Origin of the sequence: Paenibacillus montanisoli, assembly GCF_003268025.1 — a bacterium.
In the GTDB taxonomy this organism is placed as follows: Bacteria; Bacillota; Bacilli; order Paenibacillales; family Paenibacillaceae; genus Paenibacillus_Z; species Paenibacillus_Z montanisoli.
Genome location: NZ_QLUW01000010.1, coordinates 1 through 25135, shown reverse-complemented (window position 1 = coordinate 25135; position 25135 = coordinate 1). Strand labels below are relative to the sequence as shown.

General features: G+C 54.4%; 19 protein-coding genes. 13 read left to right on the top strand and 6 right to left on the bottom strand.

Going from position 1 to position 25135, the window contains the following annotated elements; all coding sequences use genetic code 11:
- Positions 1–11 precede the first annotated feature (11 nt).
- The 4 genes from kdpC to DL346_RS28625 all read left to right on the top strand — a co-directional run bounded on the left by kdpC (position 12) and on the right by DL346_RS28625 (position 5275).
- Entirely contained in the window at positions 12–575 is a 564-nt protein-coding gene (gene kdpC / locus DL346_RS28640) for a potassium-transporting ATPase subunit KdpC (protein WP_112885811.1), read from the top strand.
- A gap of 78 nt (positions 576–653) precedes the next feature.
- Positions 654–2978 (top strand): histidine kinase, encoded by a 2325-nt coding sequence (locus DL346_RS28635; protein WP_112885818.1) that lies wholly within the window; start codon positions 654–656, stop codon positions 2976–2978.
- A 20-nt stretch (positions 2979–2998) separates the two neighbouring features.
- Positions 2999–4567 (top strand): ATP-binding protein, encoded by a 1569-nt coding sequence (locus tag DL346_RS28630; RefSeq protein WP_112885810.1) that lies wholly within the window; start codon positions 2999–3001, stop codon positions 4565–4567.
- A 3-nt stretch (positions 4568–4570) separates the two neighbouring features.
- A complete protein-coding gene (locus tag DL346_RS28625; RefSeq protein ID WP_112885809.1) occupies positions 4571–5275 on the top strand; it encodes a response regulator in 705 nt (234 codons plus the stop codon).
- 56 nt (positions 5276–5331) lie between these two features.
- Here the strand turns inward: DL346_RS28625 and DL346_RS28620 are convergent, their stop codons facing one another.
- The 3 genes from DL346_RS28620 to DL346_RS28610 all read right to left on the bottom strand — a co-directional run bounded on the left by DL346_RS28620 (position 5332) and on the right by DL346_RS28610 (position 8815).
- On the bottom strand, positions 5332–6915 hold the full coding sequence (locus DL346_RS28620) for an ABC transporter substrate-binding protein (protein ID WP_112885808.1): 1584 nt from the start codon (positions 6913–6915) through the stop codon (positions 5332–5334).
- Between the two features lie 77 nt (positions 6916–6992).
- Positions 6993–7874 carry a carbohydrate ABC transporter permease gene (locus tag DL346_RS28615; protein ID WP_240633501.1) on the bottom strand — a complete coding sequence of 294 codons (882 nt, stop codon included), beginning with the start codon at positions 7872–7874 and terminating at the stop codon, positions 6993–6995.
- Between the two features lie 14 nt (positions 7875–7888).
- On the bottom strand, positions 7889–8815 hold the full coding sequence (locus DL346_RS28610) for an ABC transporter permease (protein WP_206098602.1): 927 nt from the start codon (positions 8813–8815) through the stop codon (positions 7889–7891).
- Between the two features lie 241 nt (positions 8816–9056).
- Between DL346_RS28610 and DL346_RS28605 the strand changes: the two genes are divergently transcribed.
- Genes DL346_RS28605 through DL346_RS28595 form a run of 3 tightly spaced genes read left to right on the top strand, consistent with a single transcriptional unit; the run spans position 9057 to position 12001 of the window.
- Positions 9057–11348, top strand: coding sequence for an AraC family transcriptional regulator (locus DL346_RS28605; RefSeq protein ID WP_165822715.1), 2292 nt, complete (start codon positions 9057–9059; stop codon positions 11346–11348).
- Between the two features lie 47 nt (positions 11349–11395).
- A complete protein-coding gene (locus DL346_RS28600; protein WP_112885817.1) occupies positions 11396–11848 on the top strand; it encodes a HEAT repeat domain-containing protein in 453 nt (150 codons plus the stop codon).
- Between the two features lie 6 nt (positions 11849–11854).
- Complete coding sequence (locus tag DL346_RS28595; RefSeq protein ID WP_112885804.1) at positions 11855–12001, top strand: DUF3934 family protein; 147 nt, start codon at positions 11855–11857, stop codon at positions 11999–12001.
- A gap of 74 nt (positions 12002–12075) precedes the next feature.
- Here DL346_RS28595 and DL346_RS28590 read toward each other — a convergent pair whose 3' ends face one another.
- Positions 12076–12498, bottom strand: coding sequence for a GNAT family N-acetyltransferase (locus DL346_RS28590; RefSeq protein ID WP_112885803.1), 423 nt, complete (start codon positions 12496–12498; stop codon positions 12076–12078).
- A 143-nt stretch (positions 12499–12641) separates the two neighbouring features.
- Positions 12642–13553 (bottom strand): helix-turn-helix domain-containing protein, encoded by a 912-nt coding sequence (locus DL346_RS28585; RefSeq protein ID WP_112885802.1) that lies wholly within the window; start codon positions 13551–13553, stop codon positions 12642–12644.
- A gap of 179 nt (positions 13554–13732) precedes the next feature.
- Here DL346_RS28585 and DL346_RS28580 point away from each other — a divergent pair, with 179 nt between their 5' ends.
- Both DL346_RS28580 and DL346_RS28575 read left to right on the top strand, forming a co-directional pair.
- Positions 13733–14578 (top strand): sugar phosphate isomerase/epimerase family protein, encoded by an 846-nt coding sequence (locus tag DL346_RS28580; RefSeq protein WP_112885801.1) that lies wholly within the window; start codon positions 13733–13735, stop codon positions 14576–14578.
- Between the two features lie 15 nt (positions 14579–14593).
- Positions 14594–15604, top strand: coding sequence for a Gfo/Idh/MocA family protein (locus tag DL346_RS28575; RefSeq protein ID WP_112885800.1), 1011 nt, complete (start codon positions 14594–14596; stop codon positions 15602–15604).
- A 45-nt stretch (positions 15605–15649) separates the two neighbouring features.
- Here DL346_RS28575 and DL346_RS28570 read toward each other — a convergent pair whose 3' ends face one another.
- A complete protein-coding gene (locus tag DL346_RS28570) occupies positions 15650–16096 on the bottom strand; it encodes a GNAT family N-acetyltransferase (RefSeq protein ID WP_112885799.1) in 447 nt (148 codons plus the stop codon).
- Positions 16097–16273: 177 nt separating this feature from the next.
- On the opposite strand from DL346_RS28570, the gene DL346_RS28565 reads away from it, so the two are divergent.
- The 4 genes from DL346_RS28565 (at position 16274) to DL346_RS28550 (ending at position 24938) form a co-directional block, all read left to right on the top strand.
- Complete coding sequence (locus DL346_RS28565) at positions 16274–16834, top strand: DJ-1/PfpI family protein (protein ID WP_112885798.1); 561 nt, start codon at positions 16274–16276, stop codon at positions 16832–16834.
- 386 nt (positions 16835–17220) lie between these two features.
- Positions 17221–23661 (top strand): alpha-amylase family glycosyl hydrolase, encoded by a 6441-nt coding sequence (locus tag DL346_RS28560; protein WP_206098601.1) that lies wholly within the window; start codon positions 17221–17223, stop codon positions 23659–23661.
- Between the two features lie 146 nt (positions 23662–23807).
- Positions 23808–24128, top strand: coding sequence for a nucleoside triphosphate pyrophosphohydrolase (locus DL346_RS28555; RefSeq protein WP_112885815.1), 321 nt, complete (start codon positions 23808–23810; stop codon positions 24126–24128).
- Between the two features lie 27 nt (positions 24129–24155).
- Positions 24156–24938 (top strand): phytanoyl-CoA dioxygenase family protein, encoded by a 783-nt coding sequence (locus DL346_RS28550; protein WP_112885797.1) that lies wholly within the window; start codon positions 24156–24158, stop codon positions 24936–24938.
- The last annotated feature ends 197 nt before the right edge of the window (positions 24939–25135 follow it).

Sequence of the window (25135 nt, the reverse complement as noted above, 5' to 3'; positions counted from 1 at the left end):
ATCGATCATTTATGAAAACGATATTCACCGCGATTCGGGCATCCGTCGTCCTCATGCTGCTATGCGGACTGCTGTATCCCCTAGTGACGACCGGCGTTGCCGGGACGCTGTTCCCCAAGCAGGCGAAGGGAAGCTTGATCGAAGTTAACGGGGCTTACGTCGGCTCTGAACTGATTGCGCAGGATTTTACATCGCGGAAGCTGTTTCACCCTCGCGTCTCCAACGCCAAATATGATCCGACGGCATCGGCCGGTTCCAACGTCAATGTCACTTCTCCGGATTATGTGAACGGGATGCTGGAGAAGATCGATGCGCTGAAACAAGAAAACCCGAACCTTAAAGACATCCCGGCAGACCTTGTCACGGTTTCCGGCTCCGGCTTCGACCCGGATTTGTCGCCGGAAGCGGCGAAGGCGCAGGTACCGAGAATCAGCAAGGAGACAGGGATCAGCGAGCAGCAGCTCAATGATCTGGTTGATGATCATACGCAATCGCGTCAGCTAGGCGTGTTCGGAGAGCCGCGCGTGAACGTAACCGAAATCAACATGTCGCTTATGAAGCAAGTCAGTCCATAATTCGGCAGCCGCCCTCAATTATTGGGGGTGGCTTTGCCGTTTCTTCATGTATCCATTGAAACGAAGGGGAAATCGGCCTTGGAAAGCTTTAAGCGGAAAACACCTGAGGAGCTGCTGCAGTCCATCTCCAAGCTTCACCGCGGCACCTTGAAAATCTATATCGGTCCGGTTAGCGGCTCCGGCAAAACGTACCACATGCTGCGCGAGGGCCAAACGTTGAAGCAGCAGGGCATCGACGTTGTCATCTGCGCGGTATCTACGCTGCAAAGGCCCGAAACCGTGGAGCAGTTAGGAGATTTGGAGAGAGTCCCGAGCATCCACTGGTTTAAGGATGGCGTGGAGCGGAAGGATTTGAACCTGGATGCGCTGCTGGAGCGGAACCCGGAGGTCGTACTGGTCGACGGGCTGGCTCACTTCAATCGCGAGGGCGCGCGCTTCCGCACGCGGCTGGAGGATATCAAGTTTTTGCTCTCTCATGACATCAGTGTCTTCACGACCGTTAACGTCTATGAGCTTGAGGGTTATACGGAAATTGCCCAGAAAATGACCGGCATTGAAGCCGAGTGCACCGTGCCGACCGATACGCTGGAGATCGCCGATGAGGTGCGGCTGATCGACGTGACGCCGGAAACGGTATTAACCCGGCTGGCGGAAGGGCATCTCCGCGGAAACAAGGATGCCAGCGTATTTAAGCGCGGCAATATTGGCGTTCTGCGCGAGCTAGCGCTCAGGCTTGTGGCCGAGGATGTAAACGCCTCCCTCAATGAACACCGCGAGGAAATGGGCCTCGTCGGCCCTTCGGGTGCGGCCGAGCACATCCTTGTCACTACGCAATACCATTGGAACGGCTCCATCTATGTCCGGCGGGGTCAGCAAATTGCCAAACGGTTAAACGGCGACCTGCTCGTGGTCACCTTCCGGAATTTTAAAAAATCGTTGTCCAAGGAAGCGGCAACCTTCCGCAGAAGCATGATCAAGCTGGTCGAGAAGGTCGGTGGCCGGTTCGAGGAGCTTCCCTTCCGGAGCCGCCGCTCGATTCCGCGGACGCTGGTGAACTTCGCCGAGCAGAACCACGTGACGCGTATTGTAATGGGGCATTCCAAGCATACGAGATGGCAGGAGTTATGGCAGGGCTCGATCGTCAACGAACTGCTGCGGGTTACGCGAAACGTCGATCTGTTTCTGGTAGCGGACTCTACCGCGCACGAGGGAGAGCGGGTGCTTCCCGCCCGGATTGCCGCGGACAAGGAGCAGCAGAAGTATCGGCGTCTTAGCACGCAAGAAGTAGAAGAGAAGATCGAGCGGATCAAGCGCGGCAAATTCAAAGTCTACATCGGCGCTGCCCCAGGTGTCGGCAAGACCTATATGATGCTTCGAGAAGGGAATGACCATCTCAAGAAGGGAATCGACGTTCAAATCGGATTGCTGGAGACGCACAACCGAAAAGAGACCTTCGAGCAAGTCGGCCAGCTGAACATAATTCCGCGCAAGCGCATCGTTTATCAAGGCGTCAATTTGGAGGAAATGGATACGGAAGCGATTATCCGGAGCAGGCCCGAGGTTGTGCTGGTGGACGAACTGGCGCATACGAATGTGCCGGGCAGCAAATACAAGAAACGATATGAAGATGTGCTGGAAATACTGGACGCGGGCATCTCCGTCATTACGACGGTGAACGTGCAGCATTTGGAAAGCTTGAATGATGCGGTCGAGCAGATCACCGGTATCCGCGTAAGGGAAACGGTGCCGGACAGTATCCTCCAGATGGCCGATGAGGTCCAATTGATCGACGTGGCGCCGGAAGCCCTTCAGCATCGGATGAGGGATGGAAAAATCTATGCTATGGCCAAGGTCGATCAAGCGCTGAACAACTTCTTCAAAACCGGCAATCTGATCGCGCTTCGGGAGCTCGCGCTCCGGGAAATTGCCGACGATGTCGACGAGCGGCTGGAATCGCTCGAGCGGAAGAGCTCGCTTCGCGGGCCCTGGCGCAGAAAGGAAGTCATCTTCGTCTGCGTGAACAGCACGCCGTATGCGGAGCGCCTCATTCGACGCGGCTTTCGGACGGCTTATCGGCTCAAAGCGACGTGGTATGTCAATTACGTGTCGGCCCCAGGCAGTCGTTCATCTGAGCTGGAAAAGCGGCTTGCCGAACTCGAGCGGTTGACGGTACGGTTAGGAGGAAAATTCATTATACACGAAGCCGCGCATCCGAAGCAGCTCGCGCACGTGCTTGCTTCCAAAGCCGGCGAGGTGGAGGCGACGCAGCTTGTCATCGGCCAGCCAAAGCTTACATGGTGGGAATCGCTATGGCAGGACTCCGTCGTCAACCGGCTTATTCGGCTGACTCGGCATATGGACATTTTAATCGTGGCTGATTATGATCTGCATAAGACGCTTTAGGTTGTGTTGGGAGTGAGACTATGAGAGATTTCAGGCTGCATGCCGGTTCTTGGGTTCCATACGCGCTAATCACGCTCATCATAACGCTGCTGACCTACCTGCTCATTCAATTCGGGCTGGGCTATGACAGAGTCAATATCGTTCTGCTTTACTTGTTCCCGGTGCTGTTCAGCGCCGTATATTGGGGGATTCGCCCCTCCTTCTATGCAGCGGCGGTAAGCGTGCTTGCCTTTGACTTCTTCTTCATCCCGCCGGTTCTCAGCTTTAGCGTGGACGATTTTCGCTATTTATTTTCCTTCTTCGTCTATATGGCGGTTGCCGCGCTTACAGCGACGCTGGCGGCTAGACTGAAGCAGCAGCTTCTTCTCGCGAAGCAAAGCGAGCAGCATACGAATTCGCTCTATGCGCTAAGCCGGCAGATGACCGCGATTTCAGATCTCCGCACGCTGCTGGATAACGTTTGCCGTCAGGTATCGGAAACGCTTGATGCCGAAATCGCCATTTATATGCCTGATCGCACGGATGAGCTGGCGCTTATTGCCTATTCGCAGACTGCCGAGTCCTGGGGGCGGGGTGAATCCGAAATCGCCATTGCGAAGTGGGTATACCGCCAGGGGCAGATCGCCGGCAAAGGCTCAGGCATGTTAAGAGATTTTCCGGGGTTGTATGTGCCGCTTAAGACAGAGGAGCGGATCTACGGCGTACTGGCCGTAAAGCCTATAGAGACCGGGCTCGAAATAAAAGGTTCATTTACGGCAGAGAACCGGCGGCTGCTCGAAGCATTCGGAGGTCTAACGGCTACGGCGATCGCACGCGTGAAATTAAGCGAAGAGGCGAAGCTTGCCCACTTGATGGCGGAATCGGAACGGATTCGGACGGCGCTGCTAGATTCAGTGTCTCACGAGCTTCGCACGCCGCTCGCAACCGTGATCGGCTCGGCGACCGGTTTGATCGAAGGCGAGCGGATTTTCTCTTCGGAGGATCGGCTGGAGCTGCTGGCTACCATTCGGGACGGTGCCCTGCGCATGAACCGGCTCGTGACGAACCTGCTGGGCATGGTCAAGCTGGAGAGCGGCATGCTGCAGCTGCGGAAGCGCTGGTGCGATATCGAGGACATGCTCGGGGTCGTGCTTGCGCAAGTGAAGGAATACCAGCAGCACCGTCGTATCCGCATCGGCCTGTCGGAGCGGGTTCCGTTCTTTGAAGGGGACGATGTGCTGCTGGAGCAGGTGCTGGTCAATGTCGTCAGCAACGCAATCAAATATTCGTCCGATTACTCAGAGATCGAGATTGCCGTGAACGAATTCGAGGGCAGCGTCGTCATCACCGTAACGGATGCCGGTATCGGCATTGCCGAGAGCGAGAGCGAGCTGATCTTCGATAAGTTCTACCGCGGCAGCAGGACCGGGCACCTCCCGGGAACGGGCCTTGGTCTCGCCATATGCAAAGGAATCGTAGAAGCGCACGGGGGCACCATTTCCGCCGAACCGGCGGCGGGGAAGGGGACGCGCATCCGAATTGCGCTTCCGGCCGGGGACCGGAGGCATGGGATCGAGCGGCTGAGCGATACGGAAGAGGAGGTGACTTAAGCGATGACGATCCATTCGGGCGGAGGCGCACGCATCTTAATCATTGACGATGAACCGCAAATTCGTAAATTGCTCAAGGTAACGCTGCAAGCGCACCGATTCGACATCCATGAAGCGGAAGCGGGCGAAGCGGGCATTTACCAAGCGAGCATCGTTCACCCGGATCTGATCGTGCTGGATCTCGGCTTGCCGGACATGTCCGGGATGGACGTGCTGAGGCGGATCAGGGAATGGTCGAGCGTGCCTATCATCGTCTTAACCGCCAAGGAGCGGGAGGAGGACAAAATCGCCGCGCTAGACGGCGGAGCCGACGATTACGTTACGAAGCCGTTTGGCATGGGCGAGCTCCTCGCGCGCATTCGTGTCGCGCTAAGGCATGTGGCGAGCTCGGTGCAGGAGCCGGTACTTCGCTTCGGCCCGCTGGTCATCGATCTGGCCCAGCGGCTCGTCGAGCTGGACGGCAGCCGGGTGAAGCTGACGCCGACGGAGTATGATCTACTGAAGACGCTGGCCACAAATGCCGGGAAGGTGATGACCCAGCGGCAGCTGCTTCAGCAGGTATGGGGCGGCCATCACTACGAGTCCGACAGCCATTACCTGCGGATCTACATCGGCCATCTGCGCAAGAAGCTGGAAGAAGACCCGACCCGTCCAAGGTTCATCGAGACGGAGCCGGGCATCGGCTACCGCTTCCTTTCGCAAGATTAGCAGCGGACATAAAAGAGGCCGTCTTCCCGGGAATCCCCGCGGAAGACGGCCTTCACTTATTTGCTGGCTTTCCAAGCGTCAATCTGCTTCTGCATTTCCGCGATAATGGCATCTGCGCCGGCAGACTTCATTTTAGACAAAAACTCATTGTATTTCTCTTCAGACGACACGCCCAAGTTAAACGCACGGTAGTACTCATCCCATACCGCGGTGGCCTTCGCGATTTCGCCTTTCACCGGCTCGGCGTCGAACGTAAAGCCAAGCAATTTCGAAGGCAGCGCCTCCGCGTTGACCTTCTTCGTTTGCTCCCACACGTCAGCCGGCATGCCTTTCTCCACATTAGCGAGGAAGTTGGAGGCGAACATCCAAGGGACGGAAGGATTGTAGCCTTGTTTGTTATCGCCATCGATCATAAGACCGTCCGCATCGAGCTTATAATGCTCGTCTTTGATGCCGAAGTTGAGCAGGTTATATAGGTCTTTATCCGTATTCAGCAGCTCGAGCAGCATCATCGCGCGCTCCGGATTTTTGGAATTGCGGTTGATCGCCTGCATCGTTGCCGTAATCCCGCCTGTCGTCAGGTGGGCCGTTCCGGCAGGGACCTCCACATACGGCTCGCCGCCAAGCGTGGAAGCGAGGTTGGCGCCGCCTGGCTTGAACGCGCCGCCGATCGCTAACGCGAATTTACCGGCTTTTCCTTCCGCCCAGTCATCGGATTTTCTTGAAATCCGCTCCTTGGAGTTCAGATAGCCCTTCTCGTTCCATTCGCGCATCGTGGCCACGAACTTCTTGAACTTGTCGGACTCGAACTGGTTGATGACGGTCAGCGAATCGTCGCTGAATTCGACCGCGCCCGGCACGTTAATGCCGACGATGGCTTCCATATCGAAGAAGTCCGGATCGATGCCGATCGATGGATATTTTTGCGGATAATCCTTTTTGACGGCTTGAATGAACGGCTCGAGCAGGTTCAGCGTATCTTGATTGATTTTGCCTGAGATCGAATTCATATCAAGTCCGTATTTCTCCACTAGCGCGACCGGTACCGACACTGCAGGCGTCCGAGCCGAGATTTGCTGATTAATGAAACCGTAGATTTGTCCCTTGATTTTGGTCGCATCCCAGAAGGAAGCCGGCATGGAAGCGTACGTTTTCGGAGCGTACTTAGCAAGCAGGTCATCGAGCGGGAGGAACGCGCCTTTCGCTACGTTTTGCGTATAGTTATTGATCCAGCCTGCGGTGAACGCAATATCGTATGGCTCACCGGATGCGATGACGACTTGCATTTTCTGGTCGTAGTCGCCGAACGGCAGCGCTTTGAAGTCTACTGTGGCATTGATTTTTTCTTTAATGACCTTATTGACTTCCGCAAACACTTTTTCTTGATCAGGCTGCGGGAAGTTTCCCGGGAAATACCAGGTCAGCTTCACTTCAGGAAGGTCATCGGTTGTTGCCGCGTTCCCGGAGGAATTGTCGCTCGTTGCCGTATCGTTTTGCGCAGCCCCATTGTTAGCCGCTTTATTATTGCTGGTGCTGTCGTTATTGCCCGAGTTGCCGCACGCGGCAGCCAGCATGCTGAGAATCAGGAGTAGAATCGTACAAACGAGGCCAAGCTTTGATTTTCGGACGGCTCTTTGCATTCATGGATCCTCCCTTTTTTGTTTGCCTTGCTTATCTTAAAATGGACTCGCGATATCCATATTTAAGCTTGGAACGATCAGCCTTTCACTGCGCCTACGGTTAGCCCTCTAACAAAATATTTCTGGAAGAACGGGAACACGGCCAGCATCGGACCTGCCGCTAGAATCGCCATCGCCATGCGGGCGGATTCGGAGGGGAGCTCGACGTTCTTGAGACCCGGCGGCATCATATTCGTGGAGCTGGTCAGGAACGATATGTTGTTCATCATCCGGTAGAGCATGTATTGCAGCGGAACGAGGCGTTCTTCCTCGATGTAAAGCAGGCTGAGCCACCAATCGTTCCAGTATTGCAGCATGGTGAACAAGGCGACCGTCGCGAGGCCGGGCTTCGCAAGCGGCAGAATGATTTGAAAAAAAATCCGAAGCTCGCTTGCCCCGTCGATCATGCATGATTCGATGATATGGAACGGTATCTTCTGCATGAAGGAACGAAGCAGCAGAATGAACCAAGGTACGGCGAGATAGGGAAGGATGAGCACCCAGATCGTGTTTTTCAGATGAAGGTAATTGCTGATCAAAATGTAGGTCGGTACCAGCCCGCCGTTGAACAGCATCGTGAAGAAGACGTAGAAGCTGAGCTTGTTCTTGTATTTGTAGTCCGGGCGGGACAGGGTATACGCGATGCCGGCCATGGCGAGAACGGCCAGGAACGTGCCGATGACGCTGACTAGAATCGATATTTTGAACGCACCCAGCAGCTGGATCGGACGGTAAAGCACGTAGGCATAGGCGGTAAGATCAAACACGCGAGGAAATAGGCTGTATCCGTTCTTCAGGATGTCGACCTCGCTGCTGAACGAAACCGACAGGACGGAGATCAGCGGAATGATGCAGCTTAAGCTGAACAGGATGAATACCAGATGAATTAGCAGCTGCGGGATTCGTCTCTTTAGCGGCACGGCGCTCACCTCCATTAAAATAGTTTGTTATCATCATCGATCCGCTTCACGACATAGTTGCTGAACAGGACGACGATGAAGCCCATGACCGATTGGAACAGCCCGACCGCCGAGGACATCCCGATGTCGCCCGAAACTTTGAGCATCCGATATACATACGTGTCGATAACCTGCGTGACCGGGAACAATTGGCCGACCTCCCGCGGGACGAAGAAGAAGAGGCCGAAGTCGGAGTAGAAGATTTTGCCGATCGACAACAGCGTCATGATCGTAATGAGCGGCATGAGCAGCGGCACCGTGATGTTGCGGATGACTTGAAGCCTGGAAGCGCCGTCGATTTCGGCCGCCTCGAAATATTCCTGCGAGATGCCGAGAATGCCGGCGTAGAAAATAATGCTGACATAGCCAAGACCCTTCCAAATATTGATGAGCGTCAGCAGAATCGGCCACACCCATGTCTCCGAATAGAAATCGAATGATTCGAAGCCGAGTTTCTCGATCCACGTGGTCAGAATGCCGTAGGGTCCGATGAAGGAGTACGCCATGTAGGCGACGATGATCCAGGAGAAGAAGTACGGGAAGAAGAAAATCGTTTGGTACGCTTTCAGCCATGAGCGGCGGATGACTTCGTTCAGCATGATCGCGAATACGACCGAAAGAAATGTGCCCACCGCGATAAAAACAATATTGTAGAGAAGCGTGTTCCGGATGACCATCCAAGCGTCGTTGGAAGTGAAGAAGAATTTGATGTTCTCCAGACCGACCCATGGACTGCGCAGGATGCCGTCCGAATAGTTGATATTTTTGAATGCAATGAAGATGCCGCCCATCGGCAGGTAGGAGAAGACGAAGATGATCAGGAAGGCGGGCAGCGCAAGCAGCGATAACTGCAGGTTCTTTTTGAAATGGCGTGACGAGGGTATGAAAGGAATTTTATTCACAACCGGCGTTCGACTCCTTCGCGTGGATTTGCAAGCGCTCTCAAGTGATGACATCAGCATACATGGAACTGCGTCTTGTTGACAATTTCTCAAATGCCGTTTCAGTTCGTTTTCGAGTGAATATCGCAGTTCTCAAAATCGCTTTTTGTTCTGAAATTGTGCTTTTGATCGGGGAATGCAGTTTCAAATTGAATCATTTTTGCGTTCTGTGATAGGCTTGGTGGTAAGGGAGGGCGACTGCATGTATAAGAAATTCGTGCTTAAAAATCCGTTTCAGCTCTTTCTGACGATCCTGCTTCCGTTCCTGCTCAGCACCGTGCTGCTGCTGTTCGTGCAATCGTCGCTGCTAAGCCGCAATTTCGAAAACTTTGCGCTAAAGCAGGTGTACCGTGAGCAGTTGGCGGACCTTCAATATACGAGCCAAAATGTAAGCGCTTTAGAACAAACCGCCAGGTCTGTGTCGACGACGGCATTTTTCGATGATACCATTACCGATCTGCTTTACACCGATATCAGTTCCGAGGAAATCGTCAAATACCAAAGCAAGCTCCAGTCGTACAAAAATATTTACCCCTTCCTGCAATCCATCTATATCTACAACGGCAACTCCGTGTACGCCGTACCCCGCGAGAAGTTTATCTACGACCGCACGGCCTTCGACGACAAAGGGATCTTCCCGATTCTCGATGACATCAAGAACAACCGGTCGCACAGCATCGTGCTGAGACGGATTCCAAACCCGATGTCCGGCATTGCAACAGGCGCCGATAAGGAACTATACGTCTATTCGTACTTATTCTTTGATTCACAGGTGGCCAGCGGCAAAGTGAACGAAGCGATTATTTTGAACATTTCCGAGGAATGGCTCCGCCAAAGCATACATCCGCAGGATGACGAGAGCGGCAGCCGGATCTTCGTGATTGATCGCAATGGCAAGCTGCTGTCGGACGATCAAGCGCATCCGATGCTGTCCGATTTGTCGGCGAAGCCGTATATCTCGCGGATTCATGCGTCCGAGGAGCCGGCCGGCAGCTTCCGCATGAATGTGGATGGCGCAGATTCATTCGTCACCTACACGAGCGCCGATGCTTTTGATTGGAAGCTCGTCAGCATCACCCCTTACAATTACATTGTCAAAGATATCGAGCGCATGAAACGGAAAACCTATCTGTTCGTTGTCTGCTTTATAGCCGGCAGCATGCTCCTTACCTTCTATTTCTCCCGGCGATTGGTTGTCCCAATGTCGCTCATTATCCAGCGGTACAATCAGCTTGAAGAAGAAAAGCGGGGCGAATTCAATGACCGCAAGCAGCAATTCCTTCGGCGAATCATTCAAGCCAAGGGCACGCTGTCCATAGAGAAGCTCGGTAAACAATTTCATGGTTACGGCATCTCGCTCGATCCCGCCGCCGGGTTCCTGATTGTGTTGTTCAAAGTCGATCGGTTCTCCGAGTTCTGTTCTGCTTATAACGCGGGAGATCGCGGCTTGTTGAAGTTCGGCCTCGTTAATATTGTGACGGAGCTGATGGGGCCGGTAGCTCCTCACGTTTGCCTGGAGCTGGAAGAGGATCAAGTCATCCTTCTGCTGCAGGAGGACACGTTTATCGCGCCGTCCCAACAGAGTGCGCTTGTTGACGTGATGAAGCAGGTGCAGCATAACGCGAAGGACTACTTACGGCTTGGCGTTTCGGTTTCGTTCAGCGAGCCGTTCGAGACGCTTGCGCAAGTCAATTTCCACTACTTGAAGACGGTAGATCTGTCGTATTACCGGCTGATCTTTGGACATGGCAGCATGATCTTCAGCGAGAATATAAGCGCCCGGACCGACGATTTCAAATCGTCGCAGGAGAAGGACGACGAGTTGACGGAGGCGCTCATCCAAGGCCGGCTGCCAGAGGCGAAAGAGGCGCTGGCGGCCATGCTTGCGGACGCCACGGCATACAGTTATTCGGCGCTAAGTTCGATGTTTATTCGGATCCTGCTGCTAATCCGGCATGCCATCGGGGTGCTGGAGGCTAATCACGCAATGAAGGTGGACTTTGAGTTTAACGCCTATCTCATGAAGCTGCAGAAGATGGAAACGACAGATGAAATTTTGAAGGACTTCTATGCCCTCTTCGATCGCCTTGCGCTTGAGCTTGAAGCCAAGAAGGACAATAAATATTTGAAGCTGCTGGACTTGGTGAGCCAGATTGTCCACCGTGAGCTGGCCAATCCGTCGCTGTCGCTCGACTATATTGCCGATGAAGTGGATCTGTCCCCGCCGTACTTGGGCAAGCTGTTTAAGAAGCACCGGCTCGTGTCGGTCTCGGACTTCATCAATAACGTCAGGCTGAACTACGCCAGCCAGCTGGTGGCCACGTCAACCGATACGATTACGGAAATTATGGAGAAGTCGGGCTTTGCGAGCCGCAGCCACTTTTTTACCCAGTTCAAGAAGGCCTACGGGCTGACTCCGAGCCAGTACCGCATGAACGCGAAGCAGGCCGGTTATGTGCGGAAGCCAAATCTTGACTTTACGGAGCCGTTTTAGTAGCGTGTAAGACGATATGATGTTGAAGGAGCTTGAGTGATTTGGCAATTGAACAAACAGAAGAAGCAGTAGTAGAGAACTCGGCTGCGGCGAGCTTTGAAGAGTTGAAAAAAGCTGCAGGACGGTCAGCGAATTGGCGCGAGCGGCTTCGCGCGGTGGAGGAGCTGGGCAAGCTAGGCGGCGATCAGGCCGTAGCGCTGCTGTCGGGGATCGTGAAGCACGATGCCGTGCATCAAGTGCAGAAGGCTGCCTATCGGATGCTGCATGAGCTTGGCGTGGATGCGCAGCAGCCGGCACGTAAGACCGGAGAGCTCGTCAAGGGCGTTAATAAAATTCTCGTCCGCATCAAGAAGAGTCTGCCGGAGGGGCATACTTTTGCGGAGTTCAAAGAGAAGCTGCAGAAGATGAGAGCGGACGTATACGATATTTACGAGGGCGATAAGGAAGCGGATTTCGACCAGTGGCTTGAAAGCACTTGGGCTTCACTGTCGAGAAGGTAGGCCGCTATGGCGAAGAGCAAAGGCGGCGGAACAGGGCGGGGAACCGGCAAGAAAGGCTGGAACCGCTGGCAAGCCGCTGAGAACCGAAAGAAGAGCGCGCCAAAGCCTTACAAGAGCAAGGGGACGAAGAAGCCTACGGAATCTTCTTCGTAGGCGAAAAGCCGTTCATGTTCATCATGAACGGCTTTTTTCGCGCTGCCCGCGAAACTCTGGACCTCAACGAGTTATTATTGTTTCTTTTGAAATACAACGTAGGTTTTTTTTACATATTTTGAACGTTCATAAGTCTTAAGAGCCGCTGCGTTATTCATTCCTGTAATTACTTTTATTTCTGTGGCACCGCGTTTACGGAGTTCTTCTTCTAAAAATGATAGTAACAACGTGGCTAATCCCTTTCTTCGAGCCGTTTCTTTGATATACATTTCGGTTATTTCACCTTGTGAGTCGCGATAACAAAACGACTTGAAACATTGAGCGCACGCAAATCCAACGGGTTGGTCGTCCAGAATTGCAAGCGCAATTAACTCGTTGGTACTGCTAAGGCTATTTTCCACTTCGTCTGCCGTTAATTCGACCCCATTAAACTCATGATTGAGTACGGTGAGAATTTCGGCATCATGCTCGTTTGCCCACCTAACATATTTGCTCATTTTTATCCCCCGATTCCTATAAGCTTCGGCCAATAACTAAGCTATCCTGCCCCTGCTGCTTAAAAAAAAGATTACTCATGCCGAAAAAGCCGTTCATGTTGGGCATGAACGGCTTTTTTGCGTGTTTGGCCGCCCCGAAACCGTTACAGCACCCGCGACAGCTTGCGGTACATGCTAGGCGACAGCCCCTCCTGCTTGCGGAATTGGCGGCTGAAGTAGTGGATGTCGGGGCAGCCGATGCGCTCGCCTACTTCCTCCACCGACAGATCGGTCTCTCGCAGCAGACGCCGCGCCTCGCGATGGCGGATCGCGCGCAGGTACTCGCCGGGCGGCTGGCCGGCAACCTGCTTGAAGAGCTTGGCGGCATGATCCTCGTTCATGGACAGCGTCTCCGCCAGCCGCTTGCTGTTCCAGGACTCCGCAGGGGAGGCCTCCATCTTCTTCATGAGCGCAAGCAGCCGCTGGCCGTGCACCGTGTCCGCCGCCCGCTGATGGATCGTCGACCTCGAGCGCTGCAGCTGCGACAAAATATTCAGCATGATGGCCTTGCAAGCCAGCTCGTAGCCCGGCGGACGCGCCGTAAATTCCTCGACCAGCTGTTCCATGAGTTGGACGCATGCAAGGGAGGGCGTATAGACGACCTGCTCGGAGAGCGGCGGAAAGGTCTCGTTCGTGGCCTCCCGGCAAAATTTCTCCGGCAGCGGGTTGGCCTCATTCACGACCATATCCTCGTCCGACCCCACCTCCAGCTCATCGAAATAGTCGAAATGAATGCCGGTGAAATGCGTTGCCGGCCCTGCGACGACTTCATTTTGGTGGTACACGCCGGCAGGGAGATAGATGAGCTGACCGCTCTTGAAATTGTACCTTGTATCGCCGATCGTCGTTGCGGCTTCTCCTTGGCTCACGTACAGAATCTCATAGTCATAAAGCCTCCGCCTCGGCAGTTTTCCCGGCGGCAGGCTCTGATGCTGGGCATAATGGATGCTCGGCGACCACTCGCGATATGGGACATTGGCAAGCTTCCGCTTCTCCTGTACCGGCTTTTGCTCCATCGTTCAAACCTCGCTCTACCAATCGTATAATCTCGGAAAAGGTCAAATTAAACCTGTATCCGCTAAATATTTTCAAGCTTATTTACACTATAATTTGATTATAATCGTTAGTTTTATTATAAGCGATCACTGCGCTGCAATAAACAGGAAAAACACAAATTATCGAGGAGGCATGCCCTATGAAGAAGGGGATTAACATTTGGTCGTTTCCGCAAGGAACGACGATTGCCGAAAGCATCCGCATTGCAAAGGACGCTGGATTTGAAGGAATCGAGCTGTCGCTGAACGAAACCGGCGAGCTGAGCCTGGAAGTGACGGAACAGGAGATCCGCGACATTAAAGCCCGCTTGGAAGAGGCACAGCTGGACATTGCCGGCCTTGCGACAGGTCTTTACTGGTCGTATTCCATGACGAGCGAGTCGGAAGCCAACCGCACGAAGGCGATGGACATTACGCGCAGACAGCTGGAGCTTGCCGCTAATTTCGGCGTGGACGCAATCCTTGTAATCCCAGGCGCTGTAGGAGTTGATTTCATTCCAGGCAGCGAAGTTGTCGACTACGACCTTGCATACGAGCGGGCGCTGGAATGCATCTCGACTCTTTCGTCCGACGCGAAAGCGGCAGGCGTCTCGATCGCGATCGAGAACGTGTGGAACAAATTCCTGCTTTCTCCGCTTGAGCTGCGGACGTTCATCGATACCGTTAACTCCGAATTTGTCGGTTCTTACTTTGACGTGGGCAATGTCGTGCACAGCGGCTATCCGGAGCAATGGATCAAGATTCTTGGCAAGCGCATCAAAAAGGTGCATTTCAAAGACTACCGCAGACAAGCAGGCGGCTTGCACGGCTTCGTCGACCTGCTGGCAGGCGACGTGAACTATCCGGCGGTCGTCGAGGCGCTTCGCTCGATCGGCTATAACAACTATGTCACCGGCGAAATGATTCCGGGGTACGCCCACCACGGCGAGCAAATCATTTACAATACTTCCCGCGCCATGGATGCGATCCTTGGGCGAATCAAATAACGAGGGGGCTGCAGCATGATTAAAGTAGGTTTGATCGGCTTCGGATTTATGGGCCGGATGCATTTTGACAACTATGTCCGCTTGATGAAGGAAGGCTCCCCTGTCGAGCTGAAGGCGATATGCGATATCCAAATCGAGGAGCTCAAGAACGGCAAGGCGATCGGAAATATCGCAACGGACCAAGAGCTGTACGATCTCAGCCCGTTCAATCTGTACACCAACATTGAAGACATGATTGCTAATGAAGAGCTGGATATGATCGACATTACGCTGCCGACCGGCCTTCATGCGCAAATCACATGCAGCATGCTGGAGAAAGGCTACCACGTGCTGTGCGAGAAGCCGATCGCGCGGACTGCGGAGCAAGCGTGGCAAATGGTGGAGACCGCGAACCAGACGGGCAAAAAGCTGATGATCGGCCAATGCCTGCGTTTCTGGCCGGCTTACGAATACGCGAAGGCTTGCGTCGAGGACGGCCGTTATGGCAAGCCGTTCGGCGGATCCTTCTTCCGCGGCTCCGGCCTGCCGGCGCCATGGTTCCTTGACGGCAGCAAGAGCGGCGGCTGCTTGATGGACATGCACATCCATGACACCGATATGGTGCACTGGCTGTTCGGCGCGCCGGATAAAGTGTCGACGATCGCCCGCAATGTCATTCCGGGCAGCGGCTACGATATCGTGTCCACGCACTATGTGTACGACAGCGGGCTCGTGCTGAATGCGCAAGCGGATTGGACGCTGCAAGGAGACTTCGGCTTTGAAATGTCGTACCGGATCAATTTCGAGGGCGGCAACCTGATCTTCGCGAACAACCAAGTGAAGGTGAATCCGAACGAGGGCCCGAGCTTTATCGCCGAGCTGTCGGAGGACATGGGCTACTACTTCGAGATCCGCTCGTTCATTGAAGCGCTGGCTAACGGCACGGAGCTGACGGTTTGCACCGCGGAAAGCGCTGCGCGCACGCTCGATATTATCGAGGCGGAGCAGAAGTCAGCGGACAATGGCGGGGCATTCATTACCTTATAAAAAATACAGCCGCTTCCCTAGCATTAGGGAGCGGCTGTTTGATTTTTATCCAATGGAATAGTTGACCCAGTCACCTTGAACGCCGCCCATTTTATCGAAGAAGACTTGGGCTTTGGCGTTGTCCTTCGCCGTTATCCAGGACATGCGGGCGAAGCCGAGGTCGTGGGTGTATCGCTGGCATGCCAGGAACAATTGCGATTCCGCGACGGTATCCTTGTATGCCTCCATGACGAACAGGTCGTTCATCACCGTGATGCGTTCCGCCTTCATGGTGCTGTATGTGAAGTAGAGCGTTGCGAATCCGACAAGCTCGCCGTCTTGCAGCGCCACGAACTGGATACCTTCTTGTTTTTCAAGCAGCGTATGGATCAACTGGCGAACCGTGCGGTCGCCCGGCCAAGCTTTGCCATAGAAATCTACGATATAATTATGCATTAAGGCTGCCAAGCCATTAACATCCGAAAACTCGGCATTGCGTACTACAATTGACATTAAAGCTCCTCCTTAACCGTCGTGTTATGAATAATTATATGTCACTTAGAATAAATATACAACTCTATTCATGAAAATACATTTCTACAAAAATCGGCAATTTACGCCCCTTTACAGATTCTTCCTTGTCTATGACAATAATGACGGGTTCTTATTCGTACAAGGAGCGTGATGTTGATGTCCAAGAAAATTCTTATCCTTACGGGAGATGCAGCCGAATCATTGGAGGTGTATTACCCGTATTTCCGCGTGCTGGAGGAAGGCTTCGAAGCGGTCATAGCAGCCCCGAGCGTGAAGACGCTGCGGACGGTCGTTCACGATTTTGAAGGATGGGATACTTATACGGAGAAGCCGGGCTATCAGTTGAATTCCCATATCGCTTTTGCCGATGTGGACCCCGCAGCATTTGACGGCTTGATCATCCCTGGCGGCCGCGCTCCCGAGTATATTCGACTGGACGCGAACGTACCGCGAATCGTCAGCCACTTCTTTGAAGCGAATAAGCCTGTCGGCGCGATCTGCCATGCAGCGCTCATTCTCAGCGTCGTGGGCAACCGCTCTTATTTCGAAGGCCGCACCATGACGGCATACTCGGCTTGCCGGCCGGATGTCGAGGCGCTCGGCGCAGCCTATGCGAAGGAGACGCTATGCGTGGACGGCAACATTGTTTCCGGTCACGCTTGGCCGGATCTGCCCGGCTTTATGCGGGAGTTTTTGAAGCAAGTGAAGGAACAGTAGTATCAAACGCATCGGCATTTGAACAGCGGCAGGCTAAGGCGAGGAAATGAAAGCCTTGGTCTGCCTTTGGTTTCTAAACTAGAGTGCAAACGGTTGCGTATATCACTCGATATGTTAACCAACTTCTGAAAAGCGACTTCGGATTTTCAACACTGGAGATTATTGACTATAAAGCGTTTTCATAATAAGATGAAGGCAGCATAATAGGCTGATTTACTTGCATTTTAGGGTTATATTTCCAGTCACGCTTGTCTGGTGGGCATGGGTAGGCTTCGTTCACGAAAGCAAGGGAAACATGATCTTTACAATGGAGAAGGGGGTTTTATTCACTTTTTGTGCAAACGTTTGCTCGTTTATTGGGACTGATTAAACAGGGAGGCTAACGGATGAAACCTGGAAGCAGCAAGCGTCAACCTCGTTATTGGGCATTATTCTTATCCATTCTTATGGTTGTGCAAGTGATCGGAATCCTGCCGCAGCAGGTGGCGGCGGATTCGGCCGGGGGAACGTATGTGGAGAACGGGAAAATTCACTTCGCGCTGCCCAAAGCCGCGCTTGCCATCACGGCCAAAGGTGAATTCAACGGCTGGGGAGATCCTGCGGCGACGCTGGCTGACGCAGATGGCGACGGCGTATATACGGCCGATATCGCGGTGGATGCGCCGAATAAAGACTACGGCTACAAGGTGCTGGTGAACGGCAACTGGCTGGGCGATCCGAATTTGACGATCACTTCGGACCCAAACGGCATCATTCACCTCAGCTATGCGCCGCATCTCAAAGTAGCGGGCAGCTTCGATGCGAACGCGTTTGAGGCGCAGCATGATTTAACGCTGGCGTCCGATGCCTATACATTCGTGATGGATACGCTCGCTGACGGCGAATACGCCTATAAATTCATTGCGGCGGCGGATGGCTTGCCGAGCATCTGGTTCAATGATCCGACGAACGGCGCCACCGCGGACGGCAACAACAAAATCACGGTGGGTACCCCGCCGGTGTCGTCCATTGTGGCGGATACCTTTGCCGAGCAGCCTGGCGGCAATCACAAGTGGGTCGTCGTCGGCTCTTTTCAAGGCTGGAACAACGGCTCGACCGAGACGCAGATGAAGCATCTCGCAGGTGAATTTTACGCCTACTCCACGGTGCTGGATGCCGGCCATCATGAGTTCAAAGTCGTGCATCAAGGCACATGGGACGGATATTCGAACAATGGCAATAACTTGGCGTTCACGCTCGCGGAGCGGACGAAAGTGAATGTTTACGTCAATGACGAGCTGGGACAAGTGCGCATCAACTTGCCGGATGTCACGGGCGCGCCGCAGTATGTTCCCGCGCTGAGCGCCGCGGAGTGGCCGCGCCTTGTCGGCGACATCCAAACCGTATTCGGCGAGTCGAACTGGTCGCCGGATCAAGCGAAGCAAATGTTCGTCGACTACAATTTCGACGGCTCTGTGTATAAGCTTCAGCGGACGCTGCCGGCTGGCCGTTACGAGATGAAGGTCGTGCAGGGCGACAACTGGAACGCGAACAACTATGGAGCTGGCAACGACAATTTCGTGCTGCAGACGCTGGATCCAGCGGACGTGACGTTCTCCACCGTACTAACAAGTCGCACGATAACGACGAACTATAAGCCGGCGGACAGTCAATTTGACGGCATGATTCATCGCGACAAGCTGGCGTTCGACTCCCGCTCGGTCACGTACAAGAAGCCGTTCGGGGCTATCAAGGAAGGGACCGAAGCGGTGACGCTCCGTATCGCCACCGAGGCGGGCGATGCCCAAGTGGTGCGCGTCGAGCTGAGTAATCCGCAAGGGCTGGCGTCGGCGTTCGATATGCACAAAGCGACTTCGTTCGATGAGAAGGATTACTGGGAAGTGACGATTCCGGCTTCCGCGTTCCAAGGCATCGGCGTATGGGGCTACAAGTTCATTCTCATCGACGGGACTGCGAAAGCGGAGTACGGGGACGACGGATCGCGCGGCGGCAGCGGCGCTTCGGCGGACGAAGGTGCTCTCCCGTATGAGCTTACGGTCTACGAAAAGGATTTCAAAACGCCTGATTGGATGAAGAATGCGGTCGTATATCAGATCTTCCCCGACCGTTTCTTCGATGGAGACAAAACCAACAATCGGGCCAAACTTGTTGACGGCTACCGCGGCGGCTCCACGCTTCCGGGCGAAACGCTGACGGAGAAGAACGGCCATAAGCTGCAATATTTTGACGGCGGCGTTTCGAATGATCCTGCATCGGATTGGGTAGAGGGCTCTTGGTCCGACGTGCCGGAGAACCCGGACCGGACTAAGCCGGAGCAGCAACCGTACTTCCCGGATGCAACCACTGACGGTTTATGGACCAATGAGTTTTACGGCGGCGATATCGCAGGCGCTTCGCAGAAGCTCGACTACTTGAAGGCGCTCGGCGTTAACGTGATCTATTTCAACCCGGTCGCATGGGCAGCTTCCAACCATAAATACGATGCGACGGATTACAAGCATCTCGATCCGATGTTCGGCGAACCGGTCTATAATTCGCCGGGTGACCCGGAGTCGGGATTGGACTACGAAGCGACGCGCATCGCATCGGACCGCGTGTTCACGGCCTTTACGAAGAAAGCGAGCGAAATGGGCTTTAAGCTGATCGTGGACGGCGTGTTCAACCATGTGGGCGACGACTCGATTTATTTTGACCGCTACGAAAAATATCCGGAAATCGGCGCGTACGAGTTCTGGGCGAAGGTTTATGATCTGGTGAACGAGGATGGCGCGACGCTTGACGAAGCGAAGCAGCAAACCATCGATGCGTTTACGGCTCAGATCAATCCGGCAACGGGGCAGCATTATGCGTATCCGGGGGATTTTGACTTCATCCATTGGTTTACGGTTTCGAATGAACAGGTGGACGGCCACTACAAATACGAAGGCTGGTGGGGCTACGATTCCTTGCCTGTCGTCGATGCTCCGCAAGCTGCGAACAGCGACGCAGAGGGGCTGCCGGGCAACCACGAGTGGAACGTGCAGGGCTATCGCGATCTGGTCATCGGACGCGACTTGACCGGCAAATCGGACGAAGAAGCGGCAACTATGATGCAGCAAGCCAATTCACAGCGCTGGGAGTGGATGGGCGCGAATGGCTGGCGCCTCGACGTTGCCCCTGACGTGTCCTCGGGCACGTGGCAGCAATTCCGCAAAGCGGTCAAATCTACGGCCGGCCGCTCGGACAGCAACGGCAATATCATTCCCGACCCTATCCTTCTGGGCGAAGAGTGGGGCGTCGCTACGCGTTTCCTGCTTGGCGACCAATTTGATTCCGTCATGAACTACCGCTTCCGCGGCGCGCTGCAAAGCTTCATCCTCAGCGGCAACGCGAAGCAGTTCAATGAAGCACTGGAATCGATCCGCGAGGACTACCCGGCTGAAGCGTGGCAGGTCATGCTGAACCTGGTCGACTCCCACGATACGATCCGGTCCATAACGAAGTATGACAAACCGGAGTGGGAAGAAGAGCATTTGGCCATCGCGCCGGAAGCATCGGATAAAGCGCTCAGCATGCAGGCGCTGACTGCGATTTTCCAAATGGGCTATCCGGGTGCCCCGACGATTTACTACGGCGATGAGGTTGGTTTGGCAGGCACGAAGGATCCGGATTCCCGCCGCACGTTCCCATGGGAACGCGTTTCCGGAGCTGACGGCGACTATGCGGGCGTCGGCCAATATGCGAATTTGTTCGATACGTACAAGAAGGCGGCTAATATCCGCCAGCAGCATGCAGTATTCCGTACGGGCGAGTTAAAGAACGCCTACAATCAAGGCGATGTCATTGCCTATGCGCGCAAGTCGGAGCAGCAGGCAGGTCTTGTCGCGGTGAACCGCGGATCGGCGGATGTTACGATCAAGGCGGATGTTGCCGGGTTCTTGCCGGAAGGCTTGACGCTTGCGGATGAGCTGGGAAGCGGCGTTCAAGGGACCGTTGCCGGCGGCGTGATCGAGCTGACGGTGAAGGCGATGTCCGGTCTGATGATGACTTCGACGGAGGATCTTGTCCTTGTTCCGCAAGTGCAGCATTTGGCTGCGTCCGGCGGCAATGGCGAAGTTACGCTCACATGGGACGCGGTTGAAGGCGCAACGGGCTATAACGTGTACCGCGCGGCCATCGAAGGCGGCCAATTGCAGCTAGCCGGCCATGCGGATGAAAACGCTTGGACGGATACATCCGTCGTTAACGGAAAGAAATACTACTACACCGTTACTGCCGTTACGGACAGCGGAGAGAGCTTGCTAAGCGAATATGCATCGGCAACGCCTTCTTTTGCCATCACAGAGGTGGCCATTACGCAAGGATCGGAAGCGGTTACGCTAGGCGTCGGCCATAAAACAACCGAGATCCAAGTGACGATCGATATTCCGGGACTGACGGACGATGAAGCCAATGCAGGCAAAGAAGCGCCGCGCCTCATTTCGCGCCTTGCCTACTACAAGGAAGGCACGGACAAAGCGAACGCGGCAGAAACGAAGCTGCGCTACAAGCAGGACACGGAAGACGGCAAGAAAATATACTGGGCGACGTTCGAGCCGATCGAAGCGGGCACGTATGTTTATTTTGCCAGCGTGTCGAGCGATAACGGGGATACCTACACCGAGTCTTCGCAGCTGAGCGTTGATGTTCACGCGGACAGCAGCGATACGACTGCGCCGGAAGCGCCGGTTCTGGCAGCTATCATGACGGAGTCGAACCGCGTGCAGCTGAACTGGACGGCGGCGGAATCGGAGGAAGCGGCGCACCATTACGAAATCTATCGCAAAACCGCTGACTCGGATTATGTGCGTATCGCAGCAGTCGACCAAACGGCCGCTACGTACGTAGACTTTACGGTCAGTAACGATACCGCGTACACGTATAAAGTGGCGGCGGTGGACAGCGCGTATAATCGCGGGTTTTCCTCGGAGCAGTCCGTTACGCCGAAGCTCGTCATGGTTGACGTGAAGCTCCGCGTTCATCTTCCAAGCTATACGCCGGTTCAAGACGATATTTACTTGGCGGGCGATTTGAACGGCTGGAACGCATCGGGCTATAAGCTGAGCGTGCCTAGCGGAGCAACGACGCGCGACGTAGTGGAGTACAGCTTCAAAATGATGGCGGGCAAGTCGATCCAATACAAATATACGCGCGGAACATGGCCGACCGAGGCGCTGACTTCGCATGCGCGCAAGCCGAACGACACGGAGGATGCCGGCAATTACGCCTACTCCTCGACGGATACGAATATGCATCTGACGATCAAGAACCAAGGCGGAAACGCGATGGTCGTGGACGATTACGTGCTGCGGTGGGTGGATATGCCGATGATCGTGTCGATGCCTCGGATCTCGTACGGCGAGGACATCTCGTACACAACGGATGAGGATCATTTTACGCTAAAAGCAAACGTGCCTTATGGCGTCGATTTCACCATTAACGGCGAGCCGATTCAATCGGAAGATATGAGTGCGGCGGGGGATGTGCTCGTTGAGAATCTGCCGCTTGCGGCAGGCGAGAACACGTTTACCCTGCATATCGAGCCTAGCGCTGAGACGCTGGCATTGCCGTGGTACACGGACGCAGGCCGTGCCAGCCAGGCAACAAAGACGCTGAAGCTAGTCATTACGCGTGAAGGCGGCGGCGAAACGCCGGTTCCGCCTGGAGGCGGCAGCGGCAATGCAGATAAAGACAAGAAGACGCTAACGGAAGCGCAATTGAAGGCTGCGGTCAGCAGTGCTGCCGGCGGCAAAGTAACGGTGAACATGGAAGGCAAGAGCCAGCTTGTGCTGCCAGCCAATACAGCCGAACTGCTCGGCGGCAAGCAGCTCGACATTCGTCAGGGCGATGCGGTCATCGGCGTGCCGGCTGATGTTCTGAACGCGCTGACCAAGCAAGGCGGCCAAGTAAGCGAAGGCAGCAGCATTGCTCTGCAAATTAAGCCGCTGAATGCGCAAACGAAGCAACGACTGCTGAATTTGGCAGAGCGGCAGGACGAAGCGGGATTGCATGCCGTTTCGGAGATCTACGATTTCCGCCTGGCATTGATAGGCGCGGATGGCAAGGAAACAGCTGTACTAAGCGAGTTTGCAAAACCGGTCACGCTAACGTTCAAACTAATCAGCGGCGCCAATAAAAAGCTGACCGGCATCTACTATCTCGCCGATAACGGCAAGCTGGAGTATGTTGGCGGCAAGCTGAGCGAGGACGGTTTGACGATGACGGCGGAGATCTACCACTTCTCCAGCTACGGGATACTGGAGTATGACAAGACGTTCACCGATGTATCGGCTTCCCATTGGGCGGCATCGATGATTCGTGAGCTGACGGCGAAGCACGTCGTGAGCGGAGCGGGCTCAGGCCTATTCGAGCCGAGCCGCAGCGTAACCCGCGCCGAGTTTGCGGCGCTGCTTGTCCGTGCTCTTGATCTGAAGGCCGCGAATCCTGCTTCCTTTGCGGATGTCGCTTCGGACGCTTGGTATGCCGAGGCTATTGCGGCGGCGGCTGAAGCCGGGCTTGTTCACGGCCGCAGCGCATCGTTGTTCGCGCCGAACGAGACGATTACCCGCGAGGAAATGGCGGTCATGCTCATGCGCGCGTACGAAGCGAAGAATGGCAAGACGGAAGGCGGCCATGCTGAGCTGTCCTTTAATGACGCGGCGGCAATCAGCGGCTGGGCACGCGACGCCGTCAAGGGAGCCGTGAAGCTGGGCTTCCTGAACGGCAAAGACGGCGGAGTCTTCGATCCGCAAAGCAGCACGACACGCGCGGAAAGCGCTAAAGTGATTTACAAGCTGCTCGGCTCGTAAATCGGAAAACCTGTCTCCCGGTTACCGGGGACAGGTTTTTTTTATTCCATCACTCATGGTTCTTGTTTAATTCGGGAGCGGCTTCAAGCTATAATGGAGTCGAAGTGAAAATGCGGAAATACCCGAGGATGAAGGAGTCGTTCGTGTTGCCTGTCTATAATAAGCTTGTTCGTGACCGCATTCCGGAAATCATCGTAAACAGCGGACGGGTTTGCAGCAGTCGGATACTCGATGAATCTGCATACAAGGTTGAACTGCGCGGCAAATTGTCGGAGGAGCTGCGTGAATACTTGGAGGCGCCCGATGATGAGAGCGCCATCGAAGAGCTGGCGGATCTGCTTGAGCTTTTGCATGCTTTGGCGGCTGTTCACGGCTTCAGCGCGGAACGTTTGGAAACGATAAGAATGAAGAAGGCAGCCGAACGCGGCGGATTTGAAGGACGCGTTTACTTGGAGGAAGTGCGGTAATTTCCTATTCATAAGGAGGATTCAGCAATGACTGAGGAACAATTGAAGCTAGCCAAAGAAAGCTACGACCGCGACGGATATGCCGTCTATCCGAATGTGCTCGATGCATCGCTTATTCAAGAGGCCAAGGAGCACGTAGAGTGGCTGATGGAGAAAAACCCTGGACTGCGACCGGAGAATCTCGGCCATACGCTGATGAAGGATGACCCTTTCTGGGTGCGCCTGATCAGCGACGATCGGCTGCTTGATATCGCTGAGCAGTATATCGGTCCGGATATCGCGCTGTTTGCCTCGCATTATATTAGTAAACCGCCTTTCGACGGGCGTCCTGTCCTGTGGCATCAAGACGGCAGCTACTGGCCGCTTGAACCGATGAACGTTGTGACCCTGTGGCTGGCGGTCGATGACTCTTTGCCTGAGAACGGCTGCCTGCGCGTGATCCCCGGCACGCAAACGATGGAGCTGCAGGAGATGAAAGCAAATACGGCGACCGCGAATGTGTTGGAATCCGAGGTGGATCCGGCGCTCGTTGAGGAAGAGAAGGCGGTTGACCTTATTTTGCGAGCGGGCGGCGTTTCCGTTCATCATCCAAGCATCATTCACGGCTCAGAGCCGAACCATTCGCCATTGCGCCGCTGCGGGCTTACGATCCGTTACATACCGACCTCAACCAGAATCAAAGTGCCGCAATGGCCTTCGGCATTTCTATTGCGAGGTAACGCTGTACCCGGAATTAACGATTACTTGCCGTTTCCTAAATATGAGGAAGGCCGCCATATGCCGTTTCAAGGCTGCGAGAACTGGAAATAGCCTTGGGTTGGGAAGCACGCTTGTATGCGCAGGCGTGCTCTTTTTATGACCGGAAATTATTTTTTTTAAAAAGGCTTGCCATATCGTGTCGAACCATGGTATATTCTAATTCCGCCGCTGAGAGCAGCAAGGACGCGGTGGTCGAAACGAAAAACAAGTTAAAAAATAATGCTTGCAATTCGGTTTCGAACTATGAT